The organism is Leucobacter luti (assembly GCF_019464495.1).
Classification (GTDB): domain Bacteria; phylum Actinomycetota; class Actinomycetes; order Actinomycetales; family Microbacteriaceae; genus Leucobacter; species Leucobacter luti_A.
This window is the reverse complement of the sequence record NZ_CP080492.1, coordinates 929,700-942,212: the sequence shown is the minus strand read 5'-3', so window position 1 is coordinate 942,212 and position 12,513 is coordinate 929,700. Positions and strand designations below refer to the sequence as shown.

Here is a 12,513-nt window from a genome sequence, read left to right as displayed (position 1 = left end):
CGAGTATGAAGGACGTGAAGGTGCCCGCTGCGGATCACACGCTGCGGATCCTCCGTCATCTCAGCACGGCGCGTGGGCCGCTGCCAGCATCGATGATCGCAACCCAGCTTGGCCTTCCCCGATCAACGGTGTACCACCTGCTCGCGACACTGCAGGAGCACGGCTTCGTGATGCACCTTCCGGATGAGCAGCGCTACGGGCTAGGGATCGCCGCGCTGGAACTGGGCTCGGCGTATGCGCGCCAGGAACCGCTGGCCCGCATCGGACGGCCGCTGATGTCGGGACTCGTTGATCGTGTGCAGGCGAGCGGGCACCTCGCAGTGCCGCACGGCAGAGATGTGCTGTACGTGATCGAGGAGCGCGTCCGTGGGGGTGCAGCGCTCGTCTCCGACGTTGATGTGCGGCTCCCAATGCATCTCACCGCGAGCGGGCGGGCGATCCTCGCCGCACTTCCCAAGGCGCAAGTGCGCGCGCTGTACCCGGATCGAGGCGCGTTCGTGCAGCGCCACGACGCCGCAGCTGAGCCAGTGATCGACCGCTACTCGAAGCTACGCTCGCTGCTCGACGCGACGCTGACCCGCGGGTATGCCATCGAGCGTGGCGCGGTGACCCTCGGGATCTCCTCGATTGCGGTTCCGGTGCTCGACCACCGCAGTTGGCCGGTCGCGGCAATTGCGCTGACCTTCCGCGATGAGGAGCTCACCGAAGCCGCGTTCAGCGGCCTCGCGGCTGAGCTCCACGAGGCCGCTGAATCGCTCTCGAGCCGGATCCACGGACGCCCGGCGCACTGACCGCCACCGCTGTGGAGGCCCGTGGCACTAGACGATGCGCGTCCCTGCTCGCCACACAGCCGCGGTGAGCGGCATGCCAGGGCGGTAGGCGAGGTGGGTGGCCGCAGGGGCATCGAGCAGGTGAAGATCTGCGCGGGCGCCCTCGGCGATCACGCCGACGCGCGGCTGTGCGATTCCCCGCGGATCGAGCCATCCGTCCTCGTGCATGCCCAGCGCGATCGCGCCACCCCGGGTTGCTGCATGCACGGCCTCCTGGATGGTGAGCCGCATCTGGAGGACAGCGGTGGCCACACAGAACGCCATTGAGCTCGTGTAAGACGTGCCGGGATTGCCATTCGACGCAATGGCGACCGTGACGCCTGCATCCAGGAGCTGCCGGGCCGGTGCGAGTGGCATCCGCGTGGAGAGATCGCACGCGGGAAGCACCGTCGCGACCGTACCGTGGCCGCCACCGCGCCAGGAGTCGGCGAGCGTGGCAACATCGGCGTCGTCGAGGAACCCCACGTGGTCGACGCTGAGGGCACCGTGTTCCACTGCGAGTTGCACACCAGGTCCGTGTCCCAGCTGATTGCCGTGCACTCGAGTCGCGAGCCCGCGTGCTCCTGCGGCCTCAAGCACGCGCGCGGAGGCGGCCCGGTCGAAGGCACCCGCCTCACAGAACACGTCCACGGCGGTCACATACGGGGCCACAGCATCGAGCATCGGACCCGTCACGAGTGCGAGGTAGTCCACGGGATCAGCCTCAGCAGGCACCACATGCGCGCCGAGGAACGTGACCGCGTCGACGATCTGGCCGGCAATCTGGGCAGAGCGCACCTCATCAGCGACAGTGAGGCCGTAGCCGGTCTTGGTTTCGAGCGTCGTCGTACCGCCGCGACGGGCCTCAGTGACGAGCCGATCGAGATTCGCCGCGAGCGCCTCGTCAGAGGCAGCTCGCGTCGCCGCGACGGTGACGTTGATTCCGCCCGCTGCGTAGGACTCACCCGCCATGCGCGCCTCGAACTCTGCAGTGCGGTCGCCTGCGAATACGAGGTGCGTGTGCGAATCGACCCAGCCGGGCAGGAGTGCCCGCCCGGCTGCGTCAAAGCGCTCGTCTGCCGCTGGAGCCTGTGACGCTGGCCCCACCCAGGCGATCCTGTTGTCCTCGATCACCACAGCAGCGCCACTGATTCTGCCTCCGATTCCGGCGCCCAACGACGGATCGTTGGTCGTGAGTTCGCCGATGTTGTCGATCAGCTGCGTGTGCGTCATAGTGTCGATTCTCCCAGGGCGGCGGACGTCGGCAAGCCCGCTCAGTGTTGGTCCTTGGTGTGCCGGATTACCAGGCCGTGTCGGTATTACGAATCACGGGAGCCATCGGGATTCGCACGCCGCGCTCGTCGGCGACGTCTGCCGCGCGCTGGTAGCCGGCATCCACGTGACGGATCACGCCCATTCCCGGGTCGTTCGTGAGGAGCCGCGCGAGCTTTTCTGCTGCGAGCGGTGTGCCATCGGCAACGGCAACCTGGCCGGCGTGGATGGAGCGGCCGATACCGACACCACCGCCGTGGTGGAGTGACACCCAGGTGGCGCCCGACGCCGTTGCCGTCAGTGCGTTCAACAGCGGCCAGTCGGCAATCGCGTCGGATCCGTCTGCCATCGCCTCGGTCTCGCGGTATGGCGATGCAACGGATCCGGAATCGAGGTGGTCGCGCCCGATCACGATCGGCGCCTTCAGCTTGCCCTCTGCGACGAGCTCGTTGAATCGCACGGCGGCCTTCGCGCGATCGCCGTACCCTAGCCAACAGATGCGGGCGGGGAGCCCCTCGAACTCAACGCGCTCTTGTGCGGCACGGATCCAGCGGTGCAGGTGCGCGTCATCGGGGAACAGCTCCAGGAGCGCTTCGTCCGTCACCCGGATGTCCTCAGGGTCGCCCGAGAGCGCGGCCCAGCGGAAGGGCCCGAGCCCCTCGCAGAACAGTGGTCGAATGTAGGCCGGCACGAAACCGGGGAACTCGAATGCGCGTTCGTAGCCGCCGTGTCGAGCTTCATCTCGGATCGAGTTGCCATAGTCGAACACCTCGGAGCCAGCGTCCTGAAACTCGACCATGGCCTGTACTTGCGCTGCCATCGCAGCGCGTGCATCGCGCGTGAACCCCTCAGGATCGGCTTCGGCTCGTGCGAGGCGATCCGCCACGTCGTAGCCGATCGGAAGGTATGAGAGCGGGTCGTGCGCGCTGGTTTGATCCGTGACGATATCGATCGTGAGCTCACCCGCGCGGTGGCGGCGCAGGATCTCAGGGAACACTTCGGCAGCGTTCCCGACGAGCCCGACGGACCAGCCCCGGCGCTCGGCTTTCGCGAGCTGCACCTTTGTGAGCGCGTCGTCGAGGTCAGTGGCGACCTCGTCAAGGTAGCGCTTGCTGACACGGCGCTGGAGGCGCGTCTCGTCGACGTCGACGATGAGGCACGCGCCGTCGTTCAGAGTGACGGCGAGGGGCTGTGCGCCGCCCATCCCGCCGCACCCACCGGTGAGTGTGATCGTGCCCGCCAGCGAGCCGCCGAAGCGCTTGCGCGCGATCGCAGCGAAGGTCTCAAAAGTACCCTGCAGGATGCCCTGGGTGCCGATGTAGATCCAGGACCCCGCTGTCATCTGGCCGTACATGATGAGGCCTTCGGCCTCGAGGCGGCGAAACTCCGGCCAGTTGGCCCAGTCGCCGACAAGGTTTGAGTTCGCGATGAGGACCCGTGGCGCCCAGGGGTTCGTGCGAAACACCCCAACTGGCTTGCCCGACTGCACGAGCAGGGTCTCATCGTCTTCGAGATCGCGGAGGGTGTCGACGATCGCGTCGAAGGCACCCCAGCTGCGGGCTGCGCGCCCAGTACCACCGTAAACGACGAGGTCGTCAGGGCGCTCAGCGACCTCGGGGTCGAGGTTGTTCATGAGCATCCGCAACGGAGCCTCGGTCTGCCAGCTCTTCGCGGAGAGTTCGGTGCCGCGCGGTGCGCGGACGGGACGGGCGCCGGGGAGAGACATGAGGGAGTCCTTTCAGGAGCGGCGCTGCAGCGGTGCAGCGCTCTGGATCCATCTCATCGTGCCGAGCTCTGCCGAACAACGCGCTCGCGGGCGGTCCTGTCTGGAATCCCAGACTCGTAGTGTCGGGCGTCGCCGTGGCGTCCGCTCAGCCGACGGGCAACAGGGGGCCAGCTGTGCTGAAACCCCGGTTTGGGCCGCGTCGAGCAGTGCGGCAACGACCAGTGTTCCCGTGCAGCCTCTACGCTGGACTCATGAGGCGAGTTGCTGTCGTGGTGCTGGAGGGGGCAAAACCCCTCGATGTCGGGATCCCGGCTCAGGTGTTTACCGCGCGGGCCAGCATGCCGTACACCGTCGACGTATGCGGTGTGCATCCTGGTCTGATCACAGGAGGCGACGGCCTGTCGTACCACGTTGAGCACGGTCTTGAGGCGCTCGAGACTGCCGACCTGGTCTTTGTGCCGGGCTATCGCGAGCCTGATCGGGAGCGACCGCCGCAGGCGCTCACTCGTGCGCTCCTGACAGCCCACGAGCGGGGTGCCAGGTTGGCGGCGATCTCGACAGGGGCCTTTGCGCTCGCGGAGACCGGGCTGCTCGACGGACGACGCGCCACCACGCACTGGCACTACTCACAGGCGCTCGCCGAGCGCTACCCCGAGGTCCACGTTGACGAGCGGGTGCTCTTCGTCGATGAAGGGTCCGTGCTCACCTCGGCAGGAGCCGCGTCCGGGATCGACCTCTGTCTGCATATACTGCGGAAAGAAGCAGGCATGGCGGTCGCGAACCACGCTGCCCGCCGGCTCGTCGCTGCGCCCTACCGCAGTGGGGGACAAGCGCAGTTCGTGCCACAGGGTGTGCCAGAATCCCACGGCGAACGCTTCACTGTGACCCGCGACTGGGCCCTATTGCACCTGGGTGAGCCACTCGGAATCGCGCAGCTCGCGGCGCATGCACGCGTCTCTTCCCGCACGTTCTCGCGCAGGTTCCGTGACGAAACCGGCTACGCGCCCATGCAGTGGATCATGCGTGCCAGGGTTGACCGCGCTCGTGAGCTGTTAGAGGAGACGGATCTTGGAATCGACGAGATCGCCTCCACTGTCGGGCTCGGCACCGCCACCAACTTGCGCCGGTACTTCCGTCGCGTGCTGGGTACCACGCCGTCGGACTATCGCAAGACCTTTTCCCGGGCAGGTGAGTCACCTGTAGTGGCTTGATGAAGCGTAGAATCGGCGCTATTCCGGCGGTGTCCGCCGTCGGTATCGTGTGCGAACGGGGGCCTCATGCGCCAACTCATCATTACCGCCTTTCTCTCGGCTGACGGTGTGGCCGAAGGGCCTGGCGACGGCGACTACCGCAATGCGGGATGGACGTTCAAAGATGTCGAGTTTGATCCGGCGGCCTATGAGATCAAGGGCCGGGAGCAGGGCGAGGCGGGAGCGCTGTTGCTCGGCCGCCGCAGCTACGAAGCCTTCGCGCCGGTGTGGCCGACGATGGACGACTTCGCCGGGTACAACGCGATGCCGCGCTACGTCGTTTCCTCCAGTCTGGAGCACGAGGACGACCGCTGGCCAGCGACGATCCTGCGCTCGCTGGATGAGGTCGCGGAACTGAAAGCCGGCGATGGCGGCCCGATTCTCGTGCATGGCAGTCTTGAACTGGGCCGCGCGCTTGCCGACGCGGGTCTTGTCGACCGGTACCACTTGCTGGTATTTCCCGTGCTGCTCGGCGCCGGAGAGCGCCTGTTTAGCGCGCGCGATCAGCCGACGCAGCGACTCACGGTGGCGGAGCACGAGATGTACGGCAACGGAGTGTCCAAAGTCGTCTACGACGTGGTGAAATAGCAGATCGTCACGCACGCTCCGTGTGTTTCGTCGCGATGACGAGACCTTGGCAAGATTGTTTCGAAGGATGGCATTAGCGCCACTGGTTCTCGGCTCTGAAGCAGGCCAAAGTAGATGCTGTAGGGCCCGCAGTGTGCGGCGGAAAGGAAACGGGGACTGATGACCGGTCGTGTGGCAATCAATGGGTTCGGACGAATTGGGCGAGGCGTGCTGCGCGCGATCCTTGACCAGGGAAGCGAACTTGAAGTGGTCGCAATCAACGACCTCACCGACAACGGAACGCTTGCGCACCTGCTCAAGCGAGACAGCCTGTACGGCGCACTGCCGTGGGACGTCGCAATTGACGGCGATGACCTCGTGGTCGGCGATCGTCGGATCAGGATCTTTGCCGAGCGTTCTCCCGCCAACCTGCCGTGGGGAGAACTCGGCGTCGACGTCGTACTCGAATCCACCGGCTTCTTCACCGCGGCCGACGCCGCTCAGCAGCACATTGACGCTGGCGCGAAGCGCGTGCTCGTGAGCGCCCCGTCGAAGGGCGCGGATCTCACCATCGTCGTCGGCGTCAACGATCACCTCTATGATCCCGCGCAGCATCACATCGTCTCGAACGCCTCGTGCACCACGAACGCACTCGCCCCACTCGCACAGGTGCTCGACAGCCTTGCCGGGATCGAATACGGTTCTATGAGCACGGTCCACGCCTACACGCAGGATCAGCGCCTCCAAGACGCACCGCACGACGATCTGCGCCGAGCTCGCGCCGCGGCCCTGAATATTGTGCCAACTTCGACGGGTGCGGCGAAGGCCATCGGCCTTGTGCTGCCGCAGCTCGACGGGAAGCTCTCGGGCAGTTCGCTGCGCGTGCCGATCCCCGTTGGCTCGATCGTTGAACTCCACGCCACCGTCGCTCGCGAGGTCACGCGCGACGAGGTGCTCGCCGCATATCGCACCGCCGCCACAGAAGGCCCGCTGCTTGGCGTGCTCGAGTACTCGGAGGAGCCGCTTGTATCGACCGATATCGTCGGCAACGCGCACTCATCAATCTTTGATTCGGAGCTCACCCACGTCGACGGCACACACGTCAAGGTTGTGGCCTGGTACGACAATGAGTGGGGATTCTCAAACCGCGCAACGGCGGCCCTCGAACTGCTGGCCGCGGGGTAGTCACACGCACGTGCACCGTCGGCTGTGCCCGGCCGGCGGTGCACACACCACAAGACCCCTCACCCAGCTCCGGCTGGGTGAGGGGTCTTGTGGTGTGTGCACGAGCCCCGCAGGGGTCGCGCTAGGCCCGCGGTGCGCGCAGCCGGATCACGAGGGCGGCAATCGCGCGCCAGCCGATCAGAAAGAGGCCGAGCGTGAGGAACGTCACGATCACGAACGGGAGCGCCACGCCCCGCCAGTCCACCACCGCAGCAGCAGGCCGATGCCGGCGGCGCCGATCCACACGGGAAGTCCGGAGTTCAGCACTGCGAGGGGCCGCTGTGAAATCCGCGCCGAAATCCACGTGATTGCGAGCCCTGCAAGGAACGGCCAGGCGGTTTCCAGCAGACCGAGCACGGTCGCCTCGCGCGCATGGCTGCCACGGCCGAGTCCGGAAAAGAGCAGCACGAGCGCTGCATCAGCCGCGAGCGCGAGAAGAGCAGCGCGGACGGGGTGGGCAAAGCGCTGCTGCGCTGCGGCGCGAGTCACAGGGCGCCTCACGCGTTGGCCTGGTGCGCGCCCGCGTCGCGCGCGTCAGTGACCACTGCGAGCACTGCGTCGTGCAGCGCGCCGTTTGTCGCGAGCGAGCTTCCGTTCCAAGCGCTGTCCGCACCGGAGATGTCTGTGAACCGGCCGCCCGCCTCCCGCACAATTGGCACGAGCGCCGCCAGGTCATACGGCTTGACATCGAACTCGGCGACGATGTCGACGAGACCTTCGGCGAGCAGCATGTAGGACCACATGTCACCGTAGGCACGATCCCGCCACACCGCGCGGCTGAGTGCGATCAGGGGTGTGAGGTACCCGGCGAGGTCCCACTGCTCAATACTCTGGAACGACAGCGATGCGTGCTCGATTTCCTGGACACCGGAGACGCGGAGACGCCGGGGCTCCGCCCCTCCCTGCTGACCCCAGGCGCCGCCGCCAGTCTCTGCCCACCAGCGAGCGCCGAACGCTGGTGCTGAGACGACGCCGACGGTCTGCACACCGTCAACTTCGAGCGCGATCAGCGTCGCCCAGTTGGGCACGCCGCGCAGGAAGTTCGCGGTTCCGTCAATCGGGTCGATGATCCAGCGCCGCGTGCCGCGCTCGTTCGTGCCAGACTCCTCGCCGAGAAAGCTGTCCTCTGGCATTTCGGCCTCGATACGCTCGCGGATCACGCGCTCGACGGCCTGGTCGGCGTCGGTGACGTATGTACGGTCCGGCTTCGTGGAGACTGCCAGATCAGCGGCCCGGAAACGCGGCAGCGAGACCGCGTCCGCGAGGTCTGCGAGTGCCAGTGCAAACGCGAGGTCACGGGACGCGGCGGGCAGTGTTTCCTGGAACGGAGTGGGGAGCGGAGCGGTCATTCGGGCGGCCTCCATGAACGGCAAGTGAAGTGTCAGTCCGGGTAAGAGAAAAGCCCGGCACAGAACGCCGGGCTTCGTGAATAGCTGATCGGTACAGGAATTCAGAGAAGCTCGTACCTTCTGAAAACGATAGCAGAGCTGGGCCTGCTGTCCGGTGTCCGGCCGAAGCTCGGGGAGCGGCGCTCGGGACCCGCGAGGAGGAGGCGCCCGGAACGCGAGCCGCGACCGCATACAACGCAAAAGGCCCGAGATCGCAATGATCTCGGGCCTGCCCTGTGCGCCCTCACGGGCTCGAACCGTGGACCCGCTGATTAAGAGTCAGCTGCTCTACCAACTGAGCTAAAGGCGCGTAACTGCTGTTCATCCGAGACAAACCCGGCTGCGCAACGGATGAAACTCTAACACGATCGCGACGCGGCGTTCAAATCCCGGCGGTTATCCCGCGCGCGTCGCGACCGTGGAGCGTTCAGAATTCCCGCGAAGCTCTGATGGGGTGGGCCCGTGCCTTGCGCACCAGGAATAGGGCAGAGACTCCGACAGCGATGAGGGAGCCGACCATCACTGCCAGCCGTGCGGTGTCTGCATCGCCGGGGTCGGAGAAGCTGAGATCCGTGACCAGGAGCGACACGGTGAACCCCACACCAGCGAGCGCGCCCACACCGATGAGCTCGCGCCAGCTCACCGCGGAATCGAGTTCAGCGCGCGTGAAGCGGGTGAGTATCCACGTCACGAGAGCGATACCGATGGGCTTCCCGATCACCAGACCCACCATGATGCCGATTGCAATCGGATCGAACGGGAACCTGGACGCTCCGCCGACGGCAACTCCGGCTGCGAAGAACGCGAAGATCGGCACGGCGATTCCGGTGGAGAGCGGGCGGAAACGATGCTCAAATGTCTCCGCAAGCTGGGTGCCCTGCCGCCCGTTGACTGGCACAAGGAACGCCAGCACGACGCCGGCGATCGTGGCGTGGATACCAGAAGAGTAGAAGAGCGCCCAAGCGACTATGCCGAGCGGAAGCAAGATCAACCACGGACCCCATGTCGAACGTGCGAGTCGTGCGGAGAACCGGTGCGCGATGAAGGCATATAGCGCGAGCGGGATGAGTGCCAGCGCGAGTGGCAAGAACTGAATGTTCTCTGTATAGAAGATCGCGATAATTGAAATCGCGATGAGATCGTCGACCACCGCGAGAGTGAGCAAGAACATGCGCAACGCCGGTGGAATCCGCGGCGCGATCAGGCCGAGCACGGCCACCGCAAACGCGATGTCGGTCGCCGTAGGAATCGCCCAGCCGTGCGCAGCTGGGGTGCCAGCGGTGAACGCAATGTAGGCGAGTGCCGGGAGTGCGACACCGCCAAATGCCGCCGCAACCGGCACGATCGCGGTGGAGAATTTGCTCAGGGCTCCCGAGACGAACTCGCGTTTGAGTTCGAGGCCGACCATGAAGAAGAAGATTGCGAGCAGGCCGTCTGACGCCCAGTGGCCGACACTGATGTGGAGCCCGAGCGTCTCGGGCCCGATCTTGGTCTCACGCAGGGCAAAATAGCCCTCAGCGAGCGGGCTGTTTGCGGCGATAAATCCAAGGAGCGCCGCGATCATGACAATCACGCCGCCCACCACTTCGGCGCGGAGGAGCCTGCTCACGCGCGCTGCCTCGCGTTTGCTCACCAACGAGAGTGTCCGGCGACGCCGTGCACGCGGCGAACGCGCCACAGACGGCGGTGCTGCGTCCGGTGCTCCCTCAGCCTGTGGCTGCGAATCGTGCGGTGCAGGGGACTGCGGAGAGTGGCTCATGTATTTGCCTTCGTTCGGGGACAGTTGACACCTTTGTCGACCAGACTTCCCGACGCACCGCGTGCCAGCCTACCGGTTCACGCGTGAGTTCGTCAGGCGGACTTTTGCCGCGCGTCCGCGTCGCGGTCTTCGTCCTGCATCGCAACGCTCGCAATTGCGAGAGCGAGACCGGCGAGCCAAACGCCCCACACGATGTAGCGACGCCAATCGCGACGCATGCTTCCTGCCCGGCGCGCAGTGCCCACGGCGCCGACGGCCGCACCCAGTACTCCGGGGTTGGTGATGTACTTTCCGATCGCCACGATGACTCCGTTCTCCTGCTGTGCAGCTCAGCCTAACGCGCAGCAGTGCCCGCGCGCTTGATTGCGATACCCTTGAGGAACGGACTTCGCGTGAGCGGAGCGTGATTCTTTGCGGGGGCACCCGCCAATCGAGTGAAGGAGTGAGTGGATGAGCTCGCAGAGTAATGGTGCGCTGTTCGAGGAAAGCTCGCGGGGCGGAGTAGGCGCCATCACGGCGATCGTGTTCATCCTCTCGATGGTGCTTTCCATCGGTGGCTTTGTGCTGATGAGCTATGGCTTTAACCCGACCCTGGGAGCCGCGGGGGAGCAGTTCTTCTTCATCGGAGGCCTGGCCGCCACGATTATCGGCTTCGCCCTGCCGTTCACGCTCCTGCCGGCAATCGGCAAGTAGCCAACCTCACGCGTGAAAGCGTCTCGGGCCTCGGCTCGCGGCGCTTTCACTGGTTTTCGGGCCGCATTCCGTCTCCGCTCCGGCATGTGCGAGGGCATAGACTGGGCGCATGGCAGAGATTGACATGAAGCCGCGGAGTCGCGACGTCACCGATGGGATCGAAAAGGCTGCAGCTCGAGGCATGCTTCGTGCAGTTGGCATGGGTGACGAGGACTGGGACAAGCCCCAGATCGGCATTGCGTCGTCTTGGAACGAAATCACCCCGTGCAACTTGAGCCTGGATCGCCTCGCACAGGGTGCGAAAGAGGGAGTCCACTCCGGTGGCGGCTACCCGCTGCAGTTCGGCACGATTTCTGTGTCTGACGGCATTTCAATGGGCCACGAGGGCATGCACTTCTCGCTCGTCTCCCGAGAGGTCATTACTGACTCGGTTGAGACTGTCGTGATGGCTGAGCGCCTCGATGGAACGGTGCTGCTCGCTGGGTGCGACAAGTCGCTGCCAGGCATGCTGATGGCTGCGGCGCGCCTCGATCTCGCCAGCGTCTTCCTCTACGCAGGATCGATTGCTCCGGGCTGGGTGAAGCTCACCGACGGCACCGAGAAGGAAGTCACGATCATTGACGCCTTCGAAGCGGTGGGGGCGTGCAAGGCCGGCACGATGTCTGAAGAAGACCTCAAGCGCATCGAGTGCGCGATTGCTCCGGGAGAGGGCGCCTGCGGTGGCATGTACACCGCCAATACGATGGCGTCGATTGCTGAAGCACTCGGAATGAGCCTTCCTGGCTCCGCTGCACCGCCTTCTGCTGATCGTCGTCGCGACTACTTCGCCCACCGCTCGGGCGAGGCCGTGGTAAACATGCTGCGCTTGGGTATCACCGCGCGTGACATTCTCACGAAGAAGGCCTTCGAAAATGCCATCACGCTTCTGATGGCCTACGGCGGATCGACGAACGCGGTGCTGCACCTGCTCGCCATCGCCCGCGAGGCAGAGGTCGACCTCACGCTGGAAGACTTCAACCGGATTGGCGAGAAGGTCCCGCACCTCGCGGACATGAAGCCCTTCGGCAAGTACGTTATGGCCGACATCGATCGCCAGGGCGGTGTGCCGGTGATCCTGAAGGCGCTGCTCGACGCTGGACTGCTGCACGGTGACGTGATGACGGTGACCGGCAAGACGATGGCCGAGAACCTCGCAGAGCTGAATCCGGATCCGATTGACGGCGAAGTGATCCACCAGCTCGATGATCCGATTCACGCGACCGGTGGCCTGACGATCCTCCATGGGTCGTTCGCTCCCGAGGGTGCCGTAGTGAAGACGGCGGGCTTCGATGCCGAGCAGTTCGAGGGCCCCGCGCGGGTGTTCGAGCGGGAGCGCGCAGCGATGGACGCGCTGACCGAGGGAAAGATCGGTAAGGGCGATATCGTTGTGATTCGCTACGAAGGGCCTAAGGGAGGCCCCGGAATGCGTGAGATGCTCGCCATCACCGGTGCTATTAAGGGCGCTGGGCTCGGAAAAGATGTACTACTATTGACGGACGGACGATTCTCAGGCGGCACAACCGGCCTGTGTATCGGACATATTGCGCCAGAGGCTACGGACGGCGGTCCGATTTCTCTGGTTCGCGACGGTGACCTGATTCGGGTCGATATCGCCGCACGAACGCTCGATCTGCTGGTAGAACCCGCTGAGCTAGAGGCCCGCCGAGCAAACTGGGCCCCGCTTCCACCGCGTTACACGCGTGGCGTACTCGCGAAGTACTCCAAGCTGGTGCGATCCGCCTCCGAGGGCGCCGTTACTGGCTAGAGCTGCGAGCAACTCTGCGTG

At 65.3% G+C, this 12,513-nt stretch carries 12 protein-coding genes and 1 tRNA gene; 6 read left to right on the top strand and 7 right to left on the bottom strand.

The window, feature by feature from the left end; all coding sequences use genetic code 11:
- The first annotated feature begins 5 nt into the window (after positions 1-5).
- Positions 6-791 (top strand): IclR family transcriptional regulator, encoded by a 786-nt coding sequence (locus K1X41_RS04265; RefSeq protein ID WP_220175394.1) that lies wholly within the window; start codon positions 6-8, stop codon positions 789-791.
- Positions 792-818: 27 nt separating this feature from the next.
- On the opposite strand, the gene hutI is transcribed toward K1X41_RS04265, so the two are convergent.
- Both hutI and hutU read right to left on the bottom strand, forming a co-directional pair.
- The gene (gene hutI / locus K1X41_RS04260; RefSeq protein WP_220175393.1) at positions 819-2,042 is read right to left on the bottom strand and encodes an imidazolonepropionase; all 1,224 of its coding nucleotides are present in this window, start codon (positions 2,040-2,042) and stop codon (positions 819-821) included.
- A gap of 67 nt (positions 2,043-2,109) precedes the next feature.
- A complete protein-coding gene (hutU, locus tag K1X41_RS04255; protein ID WP_133616119.1) occupies positions 2,110-3,807 on the bottom strand; it encodes a urocanate hydratase in 1,698 nt (565 codons plus the stop codon).
- Between the two features lie 251 nt (positions 3,808-4,058).
- Between hutU and K1X41_RS04250 the strand changes: the two genes are divergently transcribed.
- The 3 genes from K1X41_RS04250 (at position 4,059) to gap (ending at position 6,809) form a co-directional block, all read left to right on the top strand.
- Positions 4,059-5,018: a GlxA family transcriptional regulator gene (locus K1X41_RS04250; protein ID WP_132204771.1), complete on the top strand. Its 960-nt coding sequence runs from the start codon at positions 4,059-4,061 to the stop codon at positions 5,016-5,018.
- Between the two features lie 66 nt (positions 5,019-5,084).
- The gene (locus K1X41_RS04245) at positions 5,085-5,645 is read left to right on the top strand and encodes a dihydrofolate reductase family protein (protein WP_220175392.1); all 561 of its coding nucleotides are present in this window, start codon (positions 5,085-5,087) and stop codon (positions 5,643-5,645) included.
- Between the two features lie 159 nt (positions 5,646-5,804).
- Positions 5,805-6,809 (top strand): type I glyceraldehyde-3-phosphate dehydrogenase, encoded by a 1,005-nt coding sequence (gap, locus tag K1X41_RS04240; protein WP_132204775.1) that lies wholly within the window; start codon positions 5,805-5,807, stop codon positions 6,807-6,809.
- Positions 6,810-7,019: 210 nt separating this feature from the next.
- Here the strand turns inward: gap and K1X41_RS04235 are convergent, their stop codons facing one another.
- From K1X41_RS04235 to K1X41_RS04215, 5 genes are all read right to left on the bottom strand, one after another.
- Positions 7,020-7,337: a DUF3054 domain-containing protein gene (locus K1X41_RS04235; RefSeq protein WP_309478069.1), complete on the bottom strand. Its 318-nt coding sequence runs from the start codon at positions 7,335-7,337 to the stop codon at positions 7,020-7,022.
- Between the two features lie 8 nt (positions 7,338-7,345).
- Entirely contained in the window at positions 7,346-8,197 is an 852-nt protein-coding gene (locus K1X41_RS04230; RefSeq protein ID WP_220175391.1) for an inositol monophosphatase family protein, read from the bottom strand.
- A gap of 276 nt (positions 8,198-8,473) precedes the next feature.
- Positions 8,474-8,546 (bottom strand) — tRNA-Lys (locus tag K1X41_RS04225).
- Between the two features lie 117 nt (positions 8,547-8,663).
- Complete coding sequence (nhaA, locus tag K1X41_RS04220; RefSeq protein ID WP_258566647.1) at positions 8,664-9,869, bottom strand: Na+/H+ antiporter NhaA; 1,206 nt, start codon at positions 9,867-9,869, stop codon at positions 8,664-8,666.
- 218 nt (positions 9,870-10,087) lie between these two features.
- Complete coding sequence (locus tag K1X41_RS04215) at positions 10,088-10,297, bottom strand: hypothetical protein (RefSeq protein ID WP_132204781.1); 210 nt, start codon at positions 10,295-10,297, stop codon at positions 10,088-10,090.
- A gap of 148 nt (positions 10,298-10,445) precedes the next feature.
- On the opposite strand from K1X41_RS04215, the gene K1X41_RS04210 reads away from it, so the two are divergent.
- Positions 10,446-10,688, top strand: a complete 243-nt coding sequence (locus tag K1X41_RS04210; protein ID WP_132204783.1) for a hypothetical protein — start codon at positions 10,446-10,448, stop codon at positions 10,686-10,688.
- 109 nt (positions 10,689-10,797) lie between these two features.
- The gene (gene ilvD, locus K1X41_RS04205) at positions 10,798-12,492 is read left to right on the top strand and encodes a dihydroxy-acid dehydratase (protein ID WP_132204785.1); all 1,695 of its coding nucleotides are present in this window, start codon (positions 10,798-10,800) and stop codon (positions 12,490-12,492) included.
- The last annotated feature ends 21 nt before the right edge of the window (positions 12,493-12,513 follow it).